Here is a 22057-nt window from a genome sequence, read left to right as displayed (position 1 = left end):
CAGACTGTCCGAAAACTCTAAATAGCATCACTTGCCAGTAAATGCTGTGCAAGAAAATTTCTGGCTTTGATGAAGCTCCATGTTTTAGGCGCCATTGCCAATGGCCCGTCCTCATCAAGAACGTCGATCATTGGATACGCAAGGAGTTGAGCGGCCTCATTTCGATCTGGCGCACTTTGAGCGCCTTCTAAAACATCAGCGGCTGTCGATTTGCTCACCATCAACAGGAATAGTTCTGGGTGGCAGAATACGGGATCATAAGCGAGGCCAATTGCGAACGATGCAGATCGGGTAAGATCAAGTACAGCAATTTCCTCTGCGATCTCGCGAGCAGCTTCCTCGAAAAGATCGACCGTGTCGGAGCCTTTACAGGGTTCGGCATATCCTCCGATAAAATAGAGCCCCCCAGGATTTTGATCCGCCATGAGGCTTCTCTTGGTGACGATGATACAATCGTCTGCTGTCAAGACAACAGCAGTCATTCCGAGCGGATCAGCTCGGGCCGCGTGCGGATACTTGTCACCAAATCCGGGATGACGTGTTGCCACACAGGCAGAAAACGACGTGCTATTTGCAGCGACAATTAACCTGCCGTCATCAATTCGATGATCCGCCATACGTAGCAAAGCTCCGTCGAAGGCGGCGGGGTTCTTTATGAGAAGAGCTTCCCAACTTGCCTTCCTTGTTTCCTCGACAGTCTCGGAAAGCTGAAAGATACCGAATACGTGGCATTCGATCTGATCAACCTTGATGCTAAATGACTGGTCTTCAAACACGCAATTGTCTCCAAGGCCGCCATCGGGGATTCCTCAGAGTAGCGGGCCATGATAGAATTTGCCATGGCACATTTATCAGGAGTTGATCGCTCGCAGATGCTGCTTCTACCGGAAGCAGTTGAGGATTATATTGGTCCCGATAACCCGGTTCGCTTCATCGAGGCGTTCGTTGAAGGGCTGGATCTTGTTGCCGCCGGGTTTGTGCGGGTGGCGGCGAAAGACACCGGCCGTCCTGGATACGATCCGTCGGATTTGCTTAAAATATACATCTACGGCTATCTCAATAGGGTGCGGTCGAGCCGGAGGCTGGAGGCCGAGGCTCATCGCAACATCGAGGTGATTTGGCTTCTGCGCCACCTGAAGCCGGATTTTCGCAGCATCGCCGCCTTCCGCAGGATCAACTGGTCCGCATTCCGGCAGGTCTTCCGGGAATTCGTCATCCTATGCCGCAGCTCGACTTGTTCGGAAAAGAACTTCTGGCGGTCGATGGCACGAGGATCAAAGCGGTCAACAACAAGGATCGCAACTTCACCCGTGGCGCAGTGACCAAGTTCATCACCGAGGCCGACGAGAAGCTTTTCGATTACATGAAGTGGCTCGATGAAAGTGACATCGACGAAAAGAAGCTGGGCAATGGATCTGGTCGCGGCGATGGCAAACTTGCGGAGAAGATCGCGGCCATCAAAGGCAAGCGCGATCGCCATAAGGCGCTACTGGATGAACTAGACAAAACCGGCGAGGACCAGATCTCGGTGACAGATCCGGAAGCTCGCGCCATGGCCCGCATGACGAAGGTCGGCGTCGGCTACAATATCCAGCTTGCCGTGGATGTGAAGCACAAGCTGATCGTCGAACAGGAAGTGTGCAACCAGGTCCTCGACATAGGTTTGTTGGCGACGACGGTCGAAGCTGCCATGGAAACGCTCGGCGTTGACAAAATAGAGGCGGTGGCCGATCGCGGCTACTTCAAGATCGAGGACATCGAGGCTTGTGAGAAGGCCGGCATCAGTGCCTATATTCCCAAGCCGATCCGCGGACCGGCCGCACGCGAGGGCTTCTTCACCAAGGAGGCGTTCCGCTACGACCCGCACAAGGATGTCTATATCTGCCCGGCCGAGCAGGTTCTCTACCCACGCTACGAGAGCAAGTCACGCGAGAACGTGAAGTTCGACTATTGCAACAGGGACGCTTGCAAGGGCTGCGCCCTAAAGCCACGCTGCACGAACAACCCCTATCGCCGCGTCTCCCGACTTGAGAACGAGGCCGTCCTTGATCGCATGGCGGCACGCTTGACGGCGAGACCTAACGTTCTCGACCGGCGACGTGAAAGCGTCGAGCATCCATTCCCAACGATAAAGCAATGGATGTGCCACGGTGCTTTTATGATGCCTATAATATTAGAAGAGCCATCACTCTCGTCGGCGTTCCCGGCCTCATCGCCGCTGTTCCGGCGTGAGGGGCCGATATTCGTCAATTTTGAACTCAGAAAGTCCGACATACCGGGGAAACGCTTCGCATTCCTCTCTCGGGATCGAGATTATGAGATTTTGCGTTCCATAGCGCCCCGCGCCAACAGGTACAGATAATTAGCTATCCGCAGAGTTTTGGGACGGTCTGCCGAACATTTGCGACAGATCGACGGCCCCTGAATTTTAAGGGAAATTTCTGTCGCAAAACTCAGACGTAGAAGTCTGAGTTTTGCGACCAACTTTTGCGACAATTTGTCGGTCTACCTCGACGCTACAACCGCAACGCCAACACCTACCATGACTCCCCCGGCTGTCCGGTTCACGCGGCGGACTACGGTTGGCGTCCGGAGAAGCTTGCGAGCTCTGCCGGCGAGGGTAACATGCCCTCCGATTACAACTATCTCGACAGCGAGGATGACAGCCGCCAGAGCCCCGATGTCGCCGGGGGCCAGGGACGAGCCGACCACGTTCGGTAGCAGCGCCACGTAGAACAGCGGCATTTTCGGATTGCCGAGGTTGAGGGCAATACCGGTCGCGAAGACCGCCAGTAGTCCACGCCGCTCGGAAACAGGTTGCAGCTCTGGCACGGTAGGTTCGACCGTCCAAAGCTTGATGCCCATCCAGATCAGACAGGCCGCGCCGACATAGCGCAGGATTGCCATGACGATCCCCATTTCGGCGGCAATGATCGAGAGGCCGAACGCGGCCAGCGCCAGGAAAAGCAGGATGCCGACGACAGTTCCTGCCCCGTAGGCAATGCCAGAGGCCGCGCCTTGTGAAATCGTACGAGCGACGATCGTCATATTGTCCGGGCCGGGACTGGCGGCAAACACGAAGAAGGCCGCTGCGAACGCGAATAAGGTCGAAATATCCATGGAACCCCCGAAAGTCTTGATTGCTTACGGGCTTTCAGAATACGCGGTTTTTCCCCATGCGGAAGTGGGTAGGAGCGAAATCCTCGCGATCGCACATTGACCAATGCTCAGGTTCTGCGCAAGTGATACTGATCTGTATCACTTAGGTTTTGCCATGCCACTGCGCGCCGACGCTGCCGAAAAACGCCGTCATATCGTTGAAACCGCCTATTGTTGGTTTCCACGCGGAACTGAGCCGGTTTTTCCACCGAGAAGTGAGCCACCTCTGAATATGGTTTTCTGATCAGGCTTTGGTCAAGGGATTGGCTTTTTCTCCTCTCTTGTGTGCTGCTGCGGCCGAGCTGGCTTTGAAGCGGAAGCTGTCGTTCCCGGTTTCCAGGATATGGCAACGATGGGTCAAACGATCGAGTAGAGCGGTCGTCATCTTGGCGTCACCAATGATTTCATGATGCCTGTTTCCTCGATCGTCTATTGCGTTGAGCGCGAGCGCGCAGGATGTCGATCTGGTCCTGCGTCAATTCGATCTGCCATGGCTGGCCCTTGGCGTGTTGGTGTCCCTTGAGCCATCCGCGGGCGAGATAATCGAAGATGACCTGTGGTGTGATGCCCAAGGCCGCGGCTGCCCCTTGAACGGAGTAGGTTCCGTCCGGCCACCTGACGGGATTGGAGCTCGTGCCGTTGATTTTGACGGTTGGAATGCCCCAACGCCTGCGCAAGAGCCAGACATTCTCACCCTTGAAGGCGCAATTCCGTGCCGCAAGAAAGCCTTCCGAGTTTAGCGATGAGGCGATTTCCTTATCCATTTTGCCAGCAGCGTTCAGCTCCGCCACGCGCGCTCGTAATTTATCGACATCGATATAGTCGCCATAGGTATGAACGTGCCTTTGGACAGAGTGCTCGCTTGTCGCTCCCGTTTGCCACAGGATCTTGATCCAGACCTGTCCTTGCAGCCGTTTCTGGTCGAGAACGACCTCGCAGATGATGAGGCGCAGGATGCTCTTTCGCTCGGCCGCCGTGGTCGATGGGGCACGCCAAATGCCAGGCAGGTTCTCCCCGAGCGCCAGTAACCCGTCGCGATCTGCCTCGCTCAGGACGAGGGGCTCGTCGGAGCGCCACCGTTCATAGTCCTGCTCGATGGCCTCGGCTGCACGTAGCTTCTCTTCCCATGCTCGCTCCAGCGACCGGGCCACCAGGCGGTTCTCGGGTTCGACTGCGTCGTATTGGCGTCGGGCTCTTTCCGCCTCGTAGCGCGCCCGTTCACGCCGCAATGCCCATTGACGCTCAAGCTGGTGTGCTTCCTCTTCGATCTGACCCAGTGCGGCGATGGCAATAGCGATCCTGTCCGGGGCCAGAGCCTCGAGTAGAATGCCTTCGATGCGTGCGTCGACGGGCAGAGCGCGTACCTCCTGACATAACGGCCCTCCGTCGTGACCGCGATCGGCACGGCATGTGTAAACGGGATAGTTCCCTGCAGGGCCGCTATAGCGCAAACTCATCCGCCGACCGCACCGCCCGCAAACAGCGATGCCCTGCAGCAGTGCGGCGCCCTTGCGTGGCGCTCCCGTATGGCCGGCTTCGTAGTGGTTGATGTTGTTCTCCAGTCGTCGTTGGTTGTCCATGAACTCCTCCCAGCCGATGTAACCAGGATGGGCAGCTTGCAAACAGACCTCCCAGTCTTCGATGGGCACCTTGGCCGTCCGCGGCCGATACACGTCCTGACGAATGCGCCCGCCAGTTTGCCGCCGCCGACCATAGACATAGGCTCCAGCATAGCCGGGATTATGGAGAATGCTGAGCACGCGTGGGTTGGTGGCCTCTTGCCACACGACTTCGTGCGGCGCCGGACCACGCAGCGGGCGTATTGGTAGCGGCAAATTCTCCTTTCGCAGATAGCGCATCACAGCCCGCGCGCTTCCTAATTCGCGGAACTTGCCGAAGACGAGGTCGAGCCTTGCCTGCACTTCCTCGTCGGGATTGAGAGTGATCTGGCCCGAGCGGTCATGAGCCAATCCAGCAGGAAGGCAAAGCCGCAATTCGCCGCGTGCCGCTTTCTGGCGCTCACCCTGATGAAGGCGCTGCCTGATCTGGTGCAGCTCCGCTTCGCTCATGATGCCAGATAGGCCGAGCAACAGGCGGTCGTGGTAAGCGCAAGGGTCGTAGAGCCGTTCTCCGTCGGCGATAATAACGCCGAACAATGCGCACAGATCAAGGAGTTGATGCCAATCACGATTGTTGCGGGCGAGCCGGGAGGCGTCGAGGCTGATGACAAGCCCAGCATTGCCCAGCCCGATCTCCGCGATCAACTTCTTGAAGCCCTCTCGCTCAACGCTGCCCGAACCGGATTTGCCCAGATCGTCATCTATGACGTGCACGCGTTCATGTGGCCAGCCAAGGCCGACGGCACGCTCGACGAGACGATACTGAAGCTGCGTGCTTTCCTGATGATGCCGCACCTGATTTACAGAAGACTGGCGGACATAAATGTAGGCGAGCTTGCCGCGATGCTCGGCAGTGATACGCTCGTCCGGGCTATTCGTCGCTCTCAGCATGTCGATCCACCTTTGCCGACGAGCGGATCGACCGCATCCGCATCAACAGGGGTGCAAACTTTTGAGCGATTTGTTTCTGCGTTTCTGGCGGCAGATCGGGCCACGGATGCGGGAGTGTCGTATTGGGGGTCAGAAGCTTTACGAGGGACTGAGACGCTACACGATACCGGTACGGATTCGATTGCACGGTCATCGCGAATCACCTCCTTGGAACGGGAGGTTACCATGCTGTCTAAATGGCGCATCAATGTGAGCAGGGTTCGAACGCTGATGCGAGGCGCCGACTCCAACTCGCTCCGCGCGTCAGGCGAAGCGGTTACAAGGTCGGTGACCGACCGGCGAATGGAACGGCGGCGTCCGTCAGGTAATCGCACAACAACAAATGCCAGCCCGCGTCCGGATTGGACTGACACCAGCTCAAGACGCTGACCCGCAAGGCCGTGGCGCGGGTCAATGATGGTTACATAATGCACCACCCCGTCGATAATAGCGGCAGTCTGCGATGCTTGGCTCACCGATGACACCGTGCCAGGCGGATATGGGGAGTTGGCTGGTGATGATCGTCGAACGACGGCCGTAGCGGTCCTCGAGGATTTCCAGCAGATCGTGACGGGCTTGCTCGTTGAGCGGCTCGAGGCCCCAGTCGTCCAATATCAGGAGCTGGACATGACCCAGGGTGCGTTGCAGACGAGCGTATCGGCCGTCGCCGCGGGCGAGCGCGAGCTGGGCAAAGAGTCGTGGGACCCGCTGATAGAGAACGGAACGATCGTCACGGCAAGCCTTGTGACCGAGAGCGCAAGCCAGCCAGCTCTTTCCGACGCCCGAGGGTCCGCATATGGCCAGATTGTCGTGAGCACCGATCCAGTCGCCCCCGAGCAGCTTCATGAAGAGCGCACGGTCGAGGCCGCGGTCGGCGCGATAATCGACATCTTCCGGGGTCGCCTGATGACGAAGCTTGGCGAACCTGAGACGCGCCGCAAGTTTGCGGTCGTAACGGGAACTCCATTCCCGCTCGAGCAGCAATCCGAGCCATTCGGCATGCGAGAGATGTTCGGCCTCGCCGTTGGCGACGAGTTCGCCGAAGGCTTTGGCCATGCCGGCCAAGCCCATGGCGTTCAGTCGATCAAGTGTTGGATGAGCAAGCATTCTTCGTTCTCCTTAGTGGTAATAGCGAGGTCCGCGGATGTTCTCGTGGTGGATCGGTTCGTGCGAGGCGGATCTATTCGAGCTCGCCGTCCGGTCGAGGTCGTTGTCGAGGATGGAGCGCACCGAACCATAGGTCCGGGCCCCGATCTCCAGCGCTCGGGCGCAAGCGGCATTGACCCTGTCGCGGCCGAAGCTCTTGTTAAGGCGGATAATCCCAAGGCAGGCGCGAAAGCCCTGCTCGGGATGCGGCCGGTCGGCAAGGATGCGCTCGCACAACAGGTCGACATCCGGCCCCATGGCTGAGGCTTCGCGTCGAATGCGTTCGATCGTCCAGTCGGCGAACCGACGATGCGCCGAGGGCATATGATCGGGGATGGTCGTGTGCTTGCCGTTACCGCTCGAGCGGCGGTGAGCGGCAATCCGCGCGCCCTTGTGGAATATCTCGATCGTATTGGCGGTGATGCGCGCCTCTACTTGCTCGCGGGCAAAGCGATAGGGAACCGAATAATAATGCCGTTCGATCTCGACGTGATAATCCAGCCCGGCACGCCGGACGCGCCATTCGGCAAAGACATAGCGCTCGACAGGCAAGGGCCGCAAAGCCGGACGATCAAGCTCTTCGAACAGTTGACGACGGGTAACGCCAACCCGGCGCAGGACACGTTTATCGTTGAGGTCGCAAAGCAAGTCGGCGATCGCCGCATTGACCTCGGCCAGACTGTAGAAGGTCCGATGGCGCAGGCGACCCAGCAGCCACCGCTCGACAATACGAACCGCAGCCTCCACTTTCGCCTTGTCGCGAGGGCGTCTCGGCCGCGTCGGAAGGACGGCGCTCCCATAGTGCGCCGCCATTGCGCTATAGGTCCTGTTGACCTGGGGATCAAAGTGGCATGCCTTGATGATCGCCACTTTGGCATTGTCGGGAACCAGTAAGGCTGGCGCACCACCAAAAAACTCCAGCGCCTGGACATGGCATTCAATCCAATCGGGTAGTGTCTCTGTCCAGCGCGCCTGCGCAAACGAAAGGCTGGACGCTCCCAGGACCGCCACGAACAAATGCGCCTGCCGCGTCTTGCCCGACAGTCGATCAACGACGACCGTGACCGTGTCGCCGGCATAATCGACGAACAGCTTGTCGCCGGCAGCATGATCTTGCCGCATCGTCACCGGCAGCTTCAGCGCCCAGCCGCGATAGAGGTCACAATACCGGCTGTAGCGGTAGCCGTCGGGATAACGGCTCATGTATTCGTCCCAGAGAATTTGCAGCGTCACGTGCTTGCGCTTCAGCTCGCGATGGACCTGCGCCCAGTCCGGCTCCGGCGCGCGACGATGACCCGTCTTCGTCCCGGCCGCCTTGTAAAGCGCCGCCTCCAGGACGGCATCGCTCACGTCATCATCCAACGGCCACGAAAGACCCGCAACCGTTGCCCGCCGCAGCGTCTCGCGCACCGTCGACGGTGCTGCCCCGACCCGAACCGCAATCGATTTGTGGCCCAGTCCTTGTTCGAAACGATATCTCAGTATCTCGCGGACACGCCGCATCTCCAGTCTCTCCGCAGGCATCCCGTTCCTTCCTCGTCAACATCGACGGAAGGAACTTCACACCGGCAGAACTCCCACACCACATCCCTGCCAAAGGGGGCGGCATCATCTCGGAACAAGGGGGCGACTATTTCTCGGAATGGAGGGGCGAGATCATTTCGGAATCAGGGGGCGGATTGTCTCGGAATTTGCATTCCGACAGTCATCGATCATTATGGTCTTTACGGGCAGGCCCGTCCATCAGATGAAAAGGGAAGGGCATTGCTGCGCCTTCTTGAAGCAGAACACATCTGGGTGAAACTGTCGTCGCCTTATAGAAGGCCGGATCGGCCGTTGAATATCGAACCAGATCCGGACTGGCTTTCAGCCTTGATTGATCGCTGTCCCAGCCGATGCGTATGGGGTAGTGACTGGCCACACCCCCCTCCGCATGAAAGCCACTTCGGGCCGGATGTCCCCTCCCGTGGCGCCCGTTATCTTGTTCGGGTCTTGTGGAGCGATTTGTTGAAGCCGTCGGCTCGCCGCATACGATCGAAGATATCATGTGGAGAAATCCCGCCAATCTCTACGGGTTTCCCACACGTATTCGTTGATGACCCGAGCACGCGAAAGTGACGTTTTGGAGAGGAGAAAACTATGCTCAACACGCTGAATAGCAAAATATTGCCCAAGATGTTGTGTTTTACCGCGTTCTCGATGCTGGGCTGCATTGCGAACAGCACCGCCGTCAGTGCTCAAAACTTCCCGGAGAAGCCGATCACTATGGTGGTACCCTTCAATGCCGGGGGCGCGGCAGACGCGACGGGACGCGTGATCGCAGAAGCAATGTCAAGGCATCTCGGCCAGAATGTTCTCGTCGAGAACGTTGGCGGTGCGGGCGGAGCGATCGGGACGGCGCGGGTTGCAAAGGCCGAACCGGACGGCTACACGATTGGGCTCGGGCACATGGGGACGCTGGCGGCGGCGGTGACGATCAATCGATCGCTGCAGTACGATCCACGCAAGGATCTCAAATATCTTGGGCTGGTCTCTACCAGCCCGAACGTCATCTACGTCGGCAAGGATTTCCCGGCAAAGAACCTGGAGGAATTCATCGATCACGCGAAAAGCGCGAAAGGCGCGCCGGCCATGGGACATGGCGGTATCGGAGCTGCTTCCCACGTCGCGTGTGTGATGTTGTTCAAGCTCATTGGCGTAGAGCCCAACCTCATCGCGTATAAGGGGTTCGGGCAGACGATCACCGATGTGCTTGGAGGAAGAATAGCCGGAGGATGCGACCTGTTGGCCTCGGCGGCACCTATAGCAAAGGCAGGAAGCATTCGCATATTGGCGATTGCCGCACAAAAGCGTTCCCCCGTCCTTCCGGATGCTCCCACCAGTGCCGAAGCAGGACTGCCCGAGTTTCTGACGGAAACTTGGACGGGCCTTTTTGTTCCAGTCGGCACCCCAGAGGCAGTCGTGAAAACCTTAAACGCGGCTCTGCAGAATTCTCTGGCGCAAAACAATGTCCGTGAAAAGCTGGGTACGATCGGAGCAAGCCTGCCGCCCGACGATCACCGGTCTGGCGATTACATGCAGGACCTGGTAAATAGAGAGATCGCTGCCTGGTCGAAATTCCTGAAACCTGAACAACAAAACTAGCTCAGCTGCAATGTGTTAGATTTGCGAGCTCGGCCATCAAAAGAGATTACCCGATTTAAGGGCCCACAGAACTCCTACCGGTCCAATAGGTTTGGAGCGGGAACCACAAGGCCCGGCGCTTCGGAACCAAAATCACGCTCGCGTTCTCGGTATGGGGTCCCGCAATCGTAGCCGAGAACTTACGCCGCCCGACGTGTTCTTTCGGCAGAGCCCCCGGAGGTGCGGAATGTTGAAAGCAACTGCGTGAGTTTCTCTGATTCTTGCGCAAGGCCGAGGCTTGCGGCGTTCATCTCTTCGACCATGGCTGCGTTCTGCTGCGTTGCCTGATCCATGTGATTCACGGCGGAGTTGACCTCCTTCAATCCTGAGGCCTGTTCCCTCGCGGCAGTGCTTATGGCGTCCATATGCTGGTTTATCGCTTGGATGAGATCAACGATATCGGCAAGCCCTCTGCCCGTGTCGCCGACAAGTTTCACGCCTTCCGAAACGGCTATTTCGGAATTCGTGATGAGCGTCTTAATTTCCTTGGCTGCACGCGCCGAACGCTGAGCGAGTTCACGAACCTCCTGCGCAACGACGGCGAAGCCCTTTCCCGCCTCCCCGGCCCGGGCAGCTTCTACCCCGGCATTCAAGGCAAGGAGATTGGTCTGAAAGGCGATCTCGTCGATGACGCTGATGATTTGGATGATCTGCCTCGAAGACTGCTCGATCCGCCCCATGGCATCGACGGCGTTTCCAACCACTTCGCCCGAATGATCGGCCTTTTTCCGCGCGCCCTGGACAAGATCGCGAGCCTCGGCAGTGCGAACGGACGTCGTCTGGACGTTCACTGTAATCTCTTCCAGCGCGGCCGCCGTTTCCTCCAGCGAAGCCGCCTGGCTTTCCGTTCGCTTCGCAAGATCGCTTGATGCGTTAGAGATTTCGCCGGAACCTCCATGGACGTTGCCGGACGAATCGGCAACAGCCAGCAACACCTCCCTCAGTTGAGCAACGGACGAGTTGAAATCCTGTCTCAGCGCTTCGAACTGGGGCGCAAATTCCTCGTTGATTTCGCACAGCATATCGCCCGAGGCTAATTTTCTGAGCCCCGCGGCCAGCGCACCGGTGGCCTTGTTGAGGCGGATTTCCGCTTCGGCCGCGGCGCGTTCCTCGATTGCCAGACGTTCGGCCTCCGCTTTGCGGTTGTTCTCGATGGCTTCCGCTTCCAGTTCCGAGTTTCTGATGGCGGCTCGCCGGAACACCTCGACCGATCGCGCCATGCCGCCGATCTCGTCGGTCCTTTTTCCGCCGGGAACGATCACGTCGCGATTTCCCTGCGCAAGGCTATTCATGCATTCGGTCAGGCGCGTGATAGGGATGGCCACGCGCCGGATGACGATGAACATTCCCACGATCGTCATGCCGATCGCGCCCAGAAGGATGGCCAAGTATAGTGCGACACCCATGAGAGCGGATTGAGCCAGACCCTGGGCCTTCTCATCGAGGAGTTTCATCGCAACCAGGGCGACGTCCGCCACGCTGGCCTGACCCTTGCTGCTCGCAGGCAGCCAGTCCTTCAGGGCGACTTTTGCACCGCGGCCGTTGAAGAGATCCGCATGCATCGAGTTGCGAAGGTCCCATAGAGGGCCCTTGAAGTAGGTGTTGTCCGCCGTGTTGAAGCTGTCCTTCAGCGATCGGTCGGTTGTGGGATGATCGACAAGATTGCGAACTTGATCCCAATTCGCGAAGGACCGGCCATTCTGCGTCATCAACGTTACAAGATCGTCTGAAGCGAGAGGCTGTTGAGTGGTAGCCGCCTTGTTCAGAACGATGGAAGCCGCACCGACGGCTGCGCGGGTGGCCCATGCGCCGGCGCGGATCTGCAACAGATCGACAAGCATGTTGTCGAGCGAGCGGATATTACTCTCCGTGATGGCAGAGGCAGCTTCAAGTTCCTTCAGGAATTCTTGGCCGAAGCTCGTATAGGCCTTGCCTACAGCCTGATCCCGCAGGGCGAGTTCGGTGGAAAACTGTGCGTCGGCCCGTTTGCGGAGCGTCTCGTTCTCCTTATAGAAATCATTGATCCTCTTCAAGGAACCGGCCAGTTCGGCGGATTGTATGCCCGCTTCGACCTTTCTAAGATCCGCCATGCCTTGATCGACCATCGCCCGGTCGACAGGGACATCCTGAAGCCGAGCGCGTCCCTGCTCGATTGTCGCTTCGAGAACCGTCACGCTGTGGCCACGCTCCAGCCGGTAACCAAGAAGGACATCGAAAACGGCGCGGTTGACGGCCGTGTAGGCAGATACGGTGCTGTAGGTGCGGAAACTGGAATAGGAAGCGTTCAGCGCGCCGCCGCAAAGAATACACAGCGCCAGGCTGAACAGCAAAAACACCGTTGTGAGAACGTTCCTGATCGACAGCATGAATACCCCCATTCGTCCGTGGTACAGCTTCGCATCGAAAAGATAAAACTGTGCTAACACAGCCGGCCGAAGCCATGCGCACAGCGACGAATGTCCGCATGGCTCTACCTCAAGACGCGGAGCGCTCGGTCATGAACGTCAATCGGCCCTAGCCAAGTCTGAGGCCGGTGACGAGGCTCGTGTCGCGCTTAAGTGAGTTGTCGTGATCGCTCCTCCGACTTGCGACCTGTATTTGTCGCGGACGAGGCAGCGAAGGATCTCCGTGCCGGTCGGCTCGTTCACAGTCGGCACCGTTCAACTCTTTGGCCAAAACATGACCTGGGTGCGTGTTGCGGTAGTGCCGAGTAGAGCTTTTCACGAGTTCCGACCGAACAGACTAAACGGACTTTCTGGAGTAAGGCGGACGCCGAACGACGCGGGCGTCTTCGATCGGATTTCGGCCAAGGACACATCTTGTGCCAATTCGATCAGGCACATCCCCGTTTTACCCTTTCGATCGATTTCGAACACGCCGAGATCAGTGATAACCAGATCGGCAACCCGACGCCCTGTGAGTGGTAGCGTGCACTCACCGAGTAGCTTGGGCTCGCCACCAGCCTGGTGTTCCATTGATACGATCACGCGCTCAACGCCGGCAACGAGATCCATGGCGCCACCCATGCCTTTCACCATCTTTCCCGGAATCATCCAATCGGCCAGATCGCCCTGTTCGGAAACTTGCATCGCGCCAAGAATGGACGGGTCGATATAACCGCCCCGGATCATTGCAAAGCTCTCCGCTGACGAAAAGTAACTGGTGTTCGGCGCCTCTGTGATGGTTTGCTTGCCGGCATTGATCAAATCGGCATCTTCTTCTCCGTCGATGGGAAATGGCCCCATCCCAAGCATTCGGTTCTCGCTCTGGAGCGTCACCTGCATGCCTTGGGGTATGAAGTTTGCCACGAGTGGGTATACAGATTATCAAATTCACGTAGAAGCCGCCTTTTTAGCTCACGCGCGGCTCGCGCAGCCATCTGTTCGCTGGACCACGCTATCTCAGGCAAGCGCCTGGTGTGGTTTGGGCCGAACCGTCCGTTGCTCGATCCGCTTTTCAGGATTCGGCACCTGCAGTATCCTCCGTACGTAGATGCCGGATGTATGGACGCCGTCAGGATCAATGATCCCCGCGGGCACAAGGTGCTCAACCTGGGCAATGGTCATTTTAGCCGCGATCGCCATCACCGGATTGAAATTTCTCACGGTTTTTCGATAGACGAGGTTACCCTCAGTGTCCCCTTTAAACGCATGGAAGATAGCGAGGTCCGCGGTCAGGCTGGTCCCCAAAAAATATACTCGCCGTCGCCGAACATTCGCGTTTCCTTGCCCTCAGCAACGACCGTCCGAACGCCTGTCTTCGTGTAGAACCCAGGAATTCCGGCACCGCCTGCTCGAATCCGTTCGGCTAATGTTCCGTGCGGGTTAAATTCCAGTTCGAGTGCGCCAGACAGGAACTGTGCGGCAAACAGCTTGTTCTCCCCGACATAGGAGGAGATCATCTTTCGGATTTGACGGCTTTCCAGCAGGATGCCCAGTCCGAAATTGTCGATGCCGGCATTGTTCGAGATAACTGTGAGGTCCTTCACGCCCGATTGACGGATTGCCTCGATAAGGACGGTGGGAATACCGCAGACACCGAAGCCGCAGGCCATAATTGTCATTCCATCGAACAATATCTCGGTCAGAGCTTCCTGTGGATTTGCAACGACTTTTTTCATCTCCCTCTCCGGTTCTCGGCGGCACCTTTGCGACCGAAACAACGTCAATAGCGGGTGGCTTGGGTCCGGCTCAGCGAGGTCTCGGCCGCCAAGCCGTCCCGGTCGGCCGGCAAATAGTCCGACAGCCTGCGCGATGCGGGCCAGGCGCCGGCCCGAGCAAACAGGTGGAATGCAGTCTGGTTCAATCAGAATGGATAGCCTTGCTTCGGATCTTCGATGGTGATCCACCGAAGGTCGGTGAACTCCGAGATCGCGGCTTTGCCACCGAACCGTCCCCAGCCTGATTCCTTGACGCCCCCGAAAGGCATCTGCGGCTCATCGGCAACTGTCGGTCCGTTGATATGGCAAATGCCGGATTTTATCCGCGCCGCGAGTCTCAAGCCGGCCGTGACATCGTTCGTATAAAGCGAAGCGGCAAGACCATATTCAGTGTCGTTTGCGATTGCGACAGCTTCCTCCGCATCCTTCACACGGATGATCGGTTTGACGGGTCCAAAGGACTCCTCGCTATATATCCGCATCGCCGGGGTGACATGATCGAGGACTGTTGCTTCGACCACGGCGCCATTCCGTCTGCCGCCGGCAACGATCTGAGCGCCCTTGTCCAAGGCGTCCGCAATGATTGCGTCCATCTTCAACGCAGCCTCGAGACTCACCAATGCCCCGAGAACATTCGGGCCGCTGGGGTCACCCGCAGGCAGTTTACCGGCCTTCTCAGCAAGCGCCTTCGTAAACTGGTCAGCTATGCTTTCGACGACGATGATGCGCTCCGTCGACATGCATATCTGGCCCATGTTCATGAAAGCCCCGAATGCCGCACCGTTGACCGCGCTCTCGACATCAGCATCGTCGAGGACAATGAATGGTGCTTTGCCACCAAGTTCCAGCAAGCAAGGCTTGAGCTCCTCCGCGCACAGCTTTGCGATGATCCGGCCGACGCGCGTCGAACCGGTGAAATTCACCCTCTTCACCTCCGGCGCCCGAACAAGCGCTTCGACGACGCGGGCGGCATCCTCGGGAGCATTCGTTATGACATTCACAACACCTGCAGGAATTCCTGCGTCATTCAGCACCTCGCCAATCATCCGATGGGTTCGGGGGCACATCTCGGATGCCTTGAGCACCACCGTATTGCCGCAGGCCAAAGGCGTGGCGATTGCGCGCGTACCGAGAATGACCGGGGCATTCCAGGGAGCGATGCCAACACACACACCAACGGCCTGGCGGACAGCCATTGCCATGCTGCCGGGCTTCTCGCTGGGGATGATTTCCCCGGTAACCTGGGTCGTCATTGATGCCGCCTCTCGCAGCATCTTCGCAGCAACTCCAACGTTGAAGGAGCCCCAAGGTCCAGTCGCACCTGTTTCCTCAGTCGTAGCCGCGATGAAATCACCGGAGCGCTGCTCCATAAGGTCCGCCGCCTTGAGAAGGAGCTTTCGTCGCTCATGCGGACCTTTTGCAGACCAAGCGGGAAAGGCCCGGTGTGCAGCGCGCACCGCGGCGATCGCGTCTTCCGGTGAGCCGGCGGCTACAACTGAAGCGACCTCGTTATTATAGGGGTTAAACCGCTGGAACGTCTTGTTTTGTGACGCGAGCACGCTGCTTCCGGAAATCAAAAGATCTACGTTCATGTCGTTTCTCCTCATTCGGCGACAAAGTGGTTTTCGATTGCACCGAGGCCGCTGACCTCCACCCGCACGACGTCCCCCGGCTTCATGAACGTTTCTGTCGCAATTCCTACGTTCGACGGCGTTCCGGTTGCGATGATATCGCCCGGTTCGAGGGTCATAACGGTTGAGAGGTAGGCGATTTGATCCCAGATGTTGTAGATCATGTCGCCGGTCGACGTCCGCTGGCGCTCTTCACCATTGAGGGAGAGGGTAAGGGTCAAACCGTGAGGATCAGCGATCTCATCGTCGGTGGTGATCCATGGACCGATCGGACCATGCGTGTCAAAGCTCTTGCCGAGTGTATAGGTGGGCGAGCGGAACTGCCAGTCACGTGCCGTGACGTCGTTTGCGACGAAATAGCCAGCAATAACGGATCGGGCGTCCTCGCGGCTGACATGCCGGCACCGTCTTCCGATGACGAAACCCAGTTCTGCCTCGTAGTCGACTTTTCCGGAGACGTTCGGGATCACGACGTCGTCGAAGGGTCCATTGATGCAGGTGACCTGCTTGTTGAACCAGAGTTGCGACTTCGGTGTCGGAATCCCCGCGGCGGCAGCCTCCTCCGCATGAGCCTTGTAGTTCATCCCGATGGCCAGAAACTTGCGGGGATCATCGATCGGCGCAAGCAAACGTACTTCGGATAGCTGGAAACAGGGCGCATTCACGGACTGAATGGCAGATCGCAGTTCGTGCAACCTTTCGATCAAGAGCTTCATGGAGCCATTCAGGTCTGGCGCGACATTCGTGAGATCGAAGACATAGTCGCCTTCGACCCTCCCGAGCCTGATTTTTCCTTCGACCGCAAATCTGGCAAGTTTCATATCTTTTTCCTGTTTACTCAGTCGCCGGTTCGACCGGCCGGATGCTGTTTACGGATACACCGATGCCAGGGCCCGAAAAGGCGACCATCTCGGTTCTGACGATTTCGAGACATGGGAGGTCTGCAATGGTGTTGACGATGTGAAAGGTCGTCGGGAGCTGCTCGAACGTGGCGCGGTGCCAATTGAAGCTGCCGTTGGCCCTCCACCGCTTGAAGTCGTAGCCCTCGAAACTGATGGCGTCGGGACGGCCTTCGCCTGGCCGCGGCGCCGGTGTGGTGACATAGGCGACGTCGGCGCCACCCCCCTTCCGCGGGTTCGTGCGGGGCACATATTTATAGTACATGGCCGCGCCACCGCCCGAACCGGGCAGGCTCGGTGGTGCATCATCTTCGACCATATCCGTGAGCGCGATATCGAAGAACTTGAAGCCGAACCAGGACGTCTCGCAAGAAGCCGTACCCTTTTTGCGATCCCAGGCAATTTCGGGCATGTCGCAAAAGAGTTTCGGGAAGCCCATCTCGTCGCGGCCGGTCAGGATCGCCTCAGGTTGGCCCTCCCAGATCACCGGGCAGAAAGAGCCATCAAGGGTCTCGGTTTTGCCCTGATAAGCAACCGGAAAATCAAGCGACAGAATGCCGTAACCTCGGCCGGCGAGCCAGTAGAGGTTTTTGAACCAGGCGCAGGAAACGCTGAGCAGTGGTTCGCCCCGCAAGCTCATGCCGGGTGGAAGAAGAGCCGCCAGCTTCTCGGGGTCGGTGCGATATGTGATCGCCATCCACTCCGCATTCATCGTGCCGGTTTCTTCCGGTGACCACATGCCGCCGCCTGGCCTTTGGCGGGGACCTACCGCCGGCCCGAAAACCGCAGGCATTCGGTAGCGATGATCGGGGTTTGGTGTGAAGCCCATGTTTTGATCTCCTTGAAAGCGTCTAGTCAGTAAATGTCACGTTGTCCCGGCCTGCTGGATCACGCGCGTGGACAGATGGGCCCGGGCGAACAGCGCCACGGTCACGCAGGCGACCACGGCGGCCGTTAGGCCAATGGCATGGTAGCCGATCACATCCGACAGGACGCCACCGAGGAGAGGCGCGATCGCAGAGCCCGCCATCGTCATCGCAGGCGTCGCGGCCGCAGCCCGAGCGGAGGGATCGACCTTGGCGAGGAAGCCAAACAGAAAGGTGTGGGTGAAGATCATAACCGCAGCGAAGAAGAGCGATGGCACCGCATACAGCAGGAAATCGTTCGACCCGGTGATGAGAACGGAAAGAAGAGCCTGAACGGCGGCGCCGGCAATGCCAACTACAAGCGGCGGTAACCGCTTCTGGAGAGCAGCGGCGATCAATCCCGGGAACATATTGACGATCCCGATCGACAGGAGGACTGTCTGAACCTCTCCCTCGCCGTAGCCCCTCGCCATGCCGATCCTTTCCACATAGGAAAAGGTCAGGGCCTGGACGAAGTTCATCAGCATCACTCCAATGGTTACAAGCCAAGCGGTGGCAGGGATGCGAGCGGCCGTATAGTGCTGGACGTCCGTCCCCGCCTGCTGCTTGGGGAAGAACATCGACGTCACAAGCGCCGCCGTTCCCATGATCGCGGCAAGGATCATAAAAAAGGTTGGAGGCCCGCTTTGGGCGATCACCGCTGGCGCGGTCCCGAGGAATACGAGCGCGAAGACGCCGAATCCGGCCGAGCAGAGCGCAAAGATCCGCAAAGGATTTGCCGTCCGTCCCATTGTTCCATGCGTTGACGAAAGCGCCGCTCCCGTGGCCATACCGGCGAGTGTATGCAGGGCGAGGAAGGTTCCAAACTCCGGCGGAAGCTGCGACATCAAAACGAAGCAGACTGCACTTGCGCCGTAGCCACCCGGCGCCAGCAAATGGCCGGGGAGTTTGTGGAACATGCGCGCTACCCAGAGGCTTGCCAGCACGACGCCGAGCAGGAATGCGGTAACCAGTCCGCCGGCATGCGTGTTCCCGAACCCGAAGCCGGCCGAGAGCGTCCCGACCCAGACCGGCAAGCCCGCAAGATCGATCATCCCGGCGATATGACCAAATATCAGCGCGATGGTGGCGCTATGCGATTTCATTGAGAACATGCTCTCTTCCCCCCACCATGCATTCAAAGGTCTCAAGCAAGGTGTCGACCTCATCGGTATTGGCAGCAGTGCCGAAAGCGTAAAAATCAGGTCGCGCGAGGTAGGCGACAGCACCACGGCTGTCGAGCCAACGTGCGAGGCGCCCGTTGACATCCCGCCAGCCGGCTTCGCCGAGAAAGACTTGGCGGATGCCAAGTCTTTCCAGTCGCCCGTCATCGACCGCAATGCGTGTGACCAGTACCAAATCCCGGCCGACCAGATCATCGAGACGAACCCGAATCCCGCCGCGCGCCAGATCATCATGCGGGAGAAGTTCACCGGCACCGCCGATGGGCTTACCATCACCGTCTCGCGCTATGATGCCACCGGACAACGGCGGGAAAGCCGGCGGTGGCGGCAGGTTTCCGGCAAAAAAGGCCTCATCCCTGCGGCGAGCTGCTTCGGGATTGGGGACGCAAATCACCTGTCCCATCGCCATCGAGATTCTGATGACGGCGTCCACGTGGGGAGAACGCTCGGCTTCGTAGGTGTCGAGCAGGTTTTCTGGCGCGGAACCGTCGAGGACCCGATTGAGCTTCCAACCGAGATTCCAGACGTCGCGCAGCCCGGCGCACATGCCTTGGCCCATGAAGGGTGGCATGAGATGGGCGGCATCACCGGCAATCAGCATCCGGCCCTTCCGCCAGCCACCCGCAACCAGCGAGCGGAATCGATAGCTCGCGCTGCGGATGAGCTCGCCGTCTTCTTGTGAAAGCCACGGGGATAAAAGTTCCCAAACCTTGTCGGCTTCGCACATCTGCGTGGGCGATTCGTCGGAGCGAAGCATGAATTCCCAGCGTCTGTTGCGCACCCCGCTTGGCACGATCGTGGTGGGGCGTGCCGGGTTGCACCACTGGGCCGCATTGGGAATCGAAAGCTTATCCAGATCGTGTGGCCTAACGTCGACGACGAGCCAGGATTCGTCGAACCCATGGTCGATGACGGATACATCCATCATCTTGCGTACGAAGCTGTTGGCTCCGTCGCAGCCAACCAGATAGCTGCCGGTCAGCGTTAGTGTTTCTGAATGATCGATGGTCAGGGTCTGCGCGTCGAAGCGGGCCAGCTCGACCACAATATGATCTTCTGCGTCGTGTGCTGCGACGGCCTCCATGCCGAGGTGATAGGAGATCCCGTCGCGGTGCAGAAGATCCTCATGAAGGATCTGTTCAAGGTCGGGCTGGTTGAACGTATATCCGGTCGGGCCGCCGGAGATCGATTCCCGGGTCTCGTCGATATCGATCAGCGCTTTCCAGTCTTCATTGTACCAGACGTAATGACCCATCTCCCGGGAGATGGCGGCGACTTCGCTGGCTATGCCAAGAGCGTGGAAAATGCGCTTTATCTCGTGGTCGTAGCCGATCGCACGCGGCAACGGATAGGTCTGCGGCCAGCGCTCCACGACCGCCACAGTGTGCCCGACGTCGACAAGCTGCCGGGCAAGTACCTTGCCTGTCGGTCCATAGCCGATAATGATGACATCGTATTCTGTCATGACTTTCCTCCCTCAACCGCGCATGAACAACCGGCGACCGCTTCTGAAAGCCGGACGCTCAGAAATCCGGGTCGAAGGCGATGCCCGGACGTAGGAACTCCGGTGTGGGAGGTGTGCCCCACAGATTGAGCCAGCGACCGGCCAGACCTTCGGAAATGTCCCAGGTGCGTGGCTCGTAGGTTGCGTCATTATCGATACGGTCCAGCTCAATCGAATTTTCGACCAGGCAGCCATGCGGGTCGGCGTAGTAGGTGAAGATGTTGCCGCCGGCGCCGTGCCGCCCCGGGCCCCAGACCAGCGCCCTGTCCTTAAGGGTGAGATTGTCGGCGATTGCCGCCAGATCCTCGAGCGAGTGGAGATCGAAGGCGTAATGGTGAAGGCCGCTCTCCCCCGGCCCCATGGCGATGGTGTGGTGAAATCCGTCCTCGGCTCGGTACCAACGCAGGCCATCTTCTCCGGTCTGGTCCGACAGCTTCATGCCAAGCACCTTCTCGCAAAACTCGCCGAAGGCCTGGGTATCCGGCGCAAATGAGTTGATATGTTCGATGCGGCGGGGCCGTGCACCGGGCGTCGAATAGTTATAACGACGTGGCTGATTGCGAGTGATCGGCGTATGCACCTCGAAGATACTGCCTCCCGGCGCGATCAGGCGAACGGCCTTATCGTAGTGCTTGCCGAGCGGTGTGTCGTCGAGCACGGTGAGGCCATCGGACAGGGCTCTCCGCTTGACTTCGTCGACCGCGTCGGCGCTGGCGGCCTCCAGCCCGCAGGCCACCGCCTTGCCGTCCCCCTTGACGTAGGTCACTTCGTGGTGGCGGTCGTTGCTTGAGAGATAAACCGTGTCATCTTCCTGCTCGGTGATGCGAAGACCGACGACGTCACAAAGGTCCTTGGCAGCGCCGACCGGATCGGGCGAAGAGATGACCACATGTCCCATCTGTCGAATTAGGTATGTCATTCCGGTTCCTTCTCTTGAATGAATGAATTTTTTCCCGTGGTGCTTCTTCGCGTTCGAGTCCGCAAGACACCCCTCCCCCACCCTGCTATGCGGAGACCACAACCTTGCCGGAGATGTTCGGACACGCAGGTTCGGTCTGCATGTAGGCGGGTCGCGAGCCACGCGGCTCGCCGCCCGGAATTTTGTCGGGCCTCAGGTCGCCGCGTTCAGTACCTTTCTGACGGAGGGACGCTCGCCGATGCGCTTCAAATAAGCGACGATTGCCGGCCAGGCCGAGAGATCGAGTTCGGCTCTCTTCGCCCAGCCCAGCACCACAAACGCGTAGGCGTCGGCGATCGTGAACGCTTCCCCGGCCAGATAAGGGCTACTGGCGAGACGAGTGTCGATGACACCGAAAACCCGGGGCAGGAAGGTCGTTTTGGTCAAGTCGCGATATTCCACCGGCGTGTTGGGCCGATTGAGCGGCGAGAAGGTCTTGTGCAACTCGGTTGCGATGTAGTTCGTCCATTCGAGCACACGATAGCGGTTGAAATCGCCCGGTGGCGGCAAAAGCCCGGAAGCCGGTGCCTGGTCGGCGACATACTGCATGATCACCGCGCCTTCGGTAAGGACCTCGCCGCTGTCGAGAAGGAGCGCCGGAACCTGTCCTATGGGATTGACGTCGAGATAGCTCGTTCCGTCCCGCAGGTTCTTGGTCTGCAGATCGACGTCCACGAGATCGACCGGAATGGCTACCTCCTCCAGAACGATCCGTGATGCGGTCGAGCAGGTTCCGGGGACTTGGTAAAGCTTCATATGTTGCTACTCCCAATCGAGGCT

At 58.7% G+C, this 22057-nt stretch carries 17 protein-coding genes and 4 pseudogenes; 4 read left to right on the top strand and 17 right to left on the bottom strand.

The features are described from left to right. Window positions 1-17: 17 nt before the first annotated feature. Window positions 18-776, bottom strand: a complete 759-nt coding sequence (locus ASB66_RS21160) for a hypothetical protein (protein WP_060716679.1) — start codon at window positions 774-776, stop codon at window positions 18-20. 63 nt (window positions 777-839) lie between these two features. Here ASB66_RS21160 and ASB66_RS26845 point away from each other — a divergent pair, with 63 nt between their 5' ends. Together ASB66_RS26845 and ASB66_RS26840 are read left to right on the top strand one after the other, a co-directional pair. Next, window positions 840-1322 carry a transposase gene (locus ASB66_RS26845; protein ID WP_234625144.1) on the top strand — a complete coding sequence of 161 codons (483 nt, stop codon included), beginning with the start codon at window positions 840-842 and terminating at the stop codon, window positions 1320-1322. After that, window positions 1220-2362 carry a transposase gene (locus ASB66_RS26840; RefSeq protein WP_234625143.1) on the top strand — a complete coding sequence of 381 codons (1143 nt, stop codon included), beginning with the start codon at window positions 1220-1222 and terminating at the stop codon, window positions 2360-2362. Before ASB66_RS26845 ends, ASB66_RS26840 begins: the two co-directional genes overlap by 103 nt. Window positions 2363-2505: 143 nt before the next feature. On the opposite strand, the gene ASB66_RS21150 is transcribed toward ASB66_RS26840, so the two are convergent. The 6 genes and pseudogenes from ASB66_RS21150 to istA form a co-directional block, all read right to left on the bottom strand. Next, a complete protein-coding gene (locus tag ASB66_RS21150; protein ID WP_060716680.1) occupies window positions 2506-3120 on the bottom strand; it encodes a LysE family translocator in 615 nt (204 codons plus the stop codon). Between the two features lie 283 nt (window positions 3121-3403). Further along, window positions 3404-3562, bottom strand: a pseudogene (locus ASB66_RS21145) (ATP-binding protein); the annotation flags it as partial. 1 nt (window position 3563) lies between these two features. Beyond that, a complete protein-coding gene (locus ASB66_RS21140; protein WP_060716681.1) occupies window positions 3564-5669 on the bottom strand; it encodes a recombinase family protein in 2106 nt (701 codons plus the stop codon). After that, the gene (locus ASB66_RS27180) at window positions 5663-6142 is read right to left on the bottom strand and encodes a DUF5372 family protein (RefSeq protein ID WP_420094380.1); all 480 of its coding nucleotides are present in this window, start codon (window positions 6140-6142) and stop codon (window positions 5663-5665) included. Before ASB66_RS27180 ends, ASB66_RS21140 begins: the two co-directional genes overlap by 7 nt. 22 nt (window positions 6143-6164) lie before the next feature. Next, window positions 6165-6815: pseudogene (gene istB / locus ASB66_RS21135) on the bottom strand (IS21-like element helper ATPase IstB); the annotation flags it as partial. 12 nt (window positions 6816-6827) lie between these two features. Next, window positions 6828-8357: an IS21 family transposase gene (gene istA, locus ASB66_RS21130; RefSeq protein WP_081088932.1), complete on the bottom strand. Its 1530-nt coding sequence runs from the start codon at window positions 8355-8357 to the stop codon at window positions 6828-6830. On the opposite strand from istA, the gene ASB66_RS27175 reads away from it, so the two are divergent. Both ASB66_RS27175 and ASB66_RS21120 read left to right on the top strand, forming a co-directional pair. Next, the gene (locus tag ASB66_RS27175) at window positions 8304-8972 is read left to right on the top strand and encodes an amidohydrolase family protein (protein ID WP_114386924.1); all 669 of its coding nucleotides are present in this window, start codon (window positions 8304-8306) and stop codon (window positions 8970-8972) included. The two genes, istA and ASB66_RS27175, sit on opposite strands and share 54 nt — an antisense overlap. Window positions 8973-8993: 21 nt before the next feature. After that, window positions 8994-9998: a Bug family tripartite tricarboxylate transporter substrate binding protein gene (locus tag ASB66_RS21120; RefSeq protein WP_060716683.1), complete on the top strand. Its 1005-nt coding sequence runs from the start codon at window positions 8994-8996 to the stop codon at window positions 9996-9998. Window positions 9999-10177: 179 nt separating this feature from the next. Here ASB66_RS21120 and ASB66_RS21115 read toward each other — a convergent pair whose 3' ends face one another. The 10 genes and pseudogenes from ASB66_RS21115 to gstA form a co-directional block, all read right to left on the bottom strand. Beyond that, window positions 10178-12403, bottom strand: a complete 2226-nt coding sequence (locus ASB66_RS21115; RefSeq protein WP_060716684.1) for a methyl-accepting chemotaxis protein — start codon at window positions 12401-12403, stop codon at window positions 10178-10180. 354 nt (window positions 12404-12757) lie between these two features. After that, window positions 12758-13437, bottom strand: a pseudogene (locus ASB66_RS21110) (3-oxoacid CoA-transferase subunit B). Between the two features lies 1 nt (window position 13438). Continuing rightward, window positions 13439-14157 (bottom strand): annotated as a pseudogene (locus ASB66_RS21105) (CoA transferase subunit A). Between the two features lie 185 nt (window positions 14158-14342). After that, entirely contained in the window at window positions 14343-15788 is a 1446-nt protein-coding gene (locus ASB66_RS21100) for an aldehyde dehydrogenase (RefSeq protein ID WP_060716685.1), read from the bottom strand. 11 nt (window positions 15789-15799) lie between these two features. Next, the gene (locus tag ASB66_RS21095; RefSeq protein WP_060716686.1) at window positions 15800-16648 is read right to left on the bottom strand and encodes a fumarylacetoacetate hydrolase family protein; all 849 of its coding nucleotides are present in this window, start codon (window positions 16646-16648) and stop codon (window positions 15800-15802) included. Window positions 16649-16661: 13 nt separating this feature from the next. Further along, window positions 16662-17555, bottom strand: a complete 894-nt coding sequence (locus ASB66_RS21090; RefSeq protein WP_060716687.1) for an acetoacetate decarboxylase family protein — start codon at window positions 17553-17555, stop codon at window positions 16662-16664. A gap of 36 nt (window positions 17556-17591) precedes the next feature. Continuing rightward, the gene (locus ASB66_RS21085; protein ID WP_158544230.1) at window positions 17592-18746 is read right to left on the bottom strand and encodes an MFS transporter; all 1155 of its coding nucleotides are present in this window, start codon (window positions 18744-18746) and stop codon (window positions 17592-17594) included. Next, complete coding sequence (mhpA, locus tag ASB66_RS21080) at window positions 18724-20280, bottom strand: bifunctional 3-(3-hydroxy-phenyl)propionate/3-hydroxycinnamic acid hydroxylase MhpA (RefSeq protein ID WP_071207463.1); 1557 nt, start codon at window positions 20278-20280, stop codon at window positions 18724-18726. Before mhpA ends, ASB66_RS21085 begins: the two co-directional genes overlap by 23 nt. Window positions 20281-20338: 58 nt before the next feature. Further along, the gene (locus ASB66_RS21075; RefSeq protein ID WP_060716690.1) at window positions 20339-21238 is read right to left on the bottom strand and encodes a VOC family protein; all 900 of its coding nucleotides are present in this window, start codon (window positions 21236-21238) and stop codon (window positions 20339-20341) included. A 192-nt stretch (window positions 21239-21430) separates the two neighbouring features. Then, window positions 21431-22033 carry a glutathione transferase GstA gene (gene gstA / locus ASB66_RS21070; RefSeq protein WP_060716691.1) on the bottom strand — a complete coding sequence of 201 codons (603 nt, stop codon included), beginning with the start codon at window positions 22031-22033 and terminating at the stop codon, window positions 21431-21433. Window positions 22034-22057: the final 24 nt, after the last annotated feature.

Origin of the sequence: Gillisella vitis, from assembly GCF_001541345.2 — a bacterium.
GTDB lineage: Bacteria > Pseudomonadota > Alphaproteobacteria > Rhizobiales > Rhizobiaceae > Allorhizobium > Allorhizobium vitis.
This window is presented reverse-complemented; position numbering and strand designations above follow the sequence as displayed.

Excerpts from the sequence above, each read along its gene's own strand:
- istA (WP_081088932.1), bottom strand. The coding sequence starts at position 8,357 with ATGCGGCGTGTCCGCGAGATACTGAGATATCGTTTCGAACAAGGACTG.
- ASB66_RS21075 (WP_060716690.1), bottom strand. The coding sequence starts at position 21,238 with ATGACATACCTAATTCGACAGATGGGACATGTGGTCATCTCTTCGCCC.
- mhpA (WP_071207463.1), bottom strand. The coding sequence starts at position 20,280 with ATGACAGAATACGATGTCATCATTATCGGCTATGGACCGACAGGCAAG.
- ASB66_RS21100 (WP_060716685.1), bottom strand. The coding sequence starts at position 15,788 with ATGAACGTAGATCTTTTGATTTCCGGAAGCAGCGTGCTCGCGTCACAA.
- ASB66_RS21120 (WP_060716683.1), top strand. The coding sequence starts at position 8,994 with ATGCTCAACACGCTGAATAGCAAAATATTGCCCAAGATGTTGTGTTTT.
- ASB66_RS26840 (WP_234625143.1), top strand. The coding sequence starts at position 1,220 with ATGCCGCAGCTCGACTTGTTCGGAAAAGAACTTCTGGCGGTCGATGGC.
- ASB66_RS26845 (WP_234625144.1), top strand. The coding sequence starts at position 840 with ATGGCACATTTATCAGGAGTTGATCGCTCGCAGATGCTGCTTCTACCG.
- ASB66_RS21115 (WP_060716684.1), bottom strand. The coding sequence starts at position 12,403 with ATGCTGTCGATCAGGAACGTTCTCACAACGGTGTTTTTGCTGTTCAGC.
- ASB66_RS21140 (WP_060716681.1), bottom strand. The coding sequence starts at position 5,669 with ATGCTGAGAGCGACGAATAGCCCGGACGAGCGTATCACTGCCGAGCAT.
- ASB66_RS21090 (WP_060716687.1), bottom strand. The coding sequence starts at position 17,555 with ATGGGCTTCACACCAAACCCCGATCATCGCTACCGAATGCCTGCGGTT.
- ASB66_RS21095 (WP_060716686.1), bottom strand. The coding sequence starts at position 16,648 with ATGAAACTTGCCAGATTTGCGGTCGAAGGAAAAATCAGGCTCGGGAGG.
- ASB66_RS21150 (WP_060716680.1), bottom strand. The coding sequence starts at position 3,120 with ATGGATATTTCGACCTTATTCGCGTTCGCAGCGGCCTTCTTCGTGTTT.
- ASB66_RS21085 (WP_158544230.1), bottom strand. The coding sequence starts at position 18,746 with ATGTTCTCAATGAAATCGCATAGCGCCACCATCGCGCTGATATTTGGT.
- gstA (WP_060716691.1), bottom strand. The coding sequence starts at position 22,033 with ATGAAGCTTTACCAAGTCCCCGGAACCTGCTCGACCGCATCACGGATC.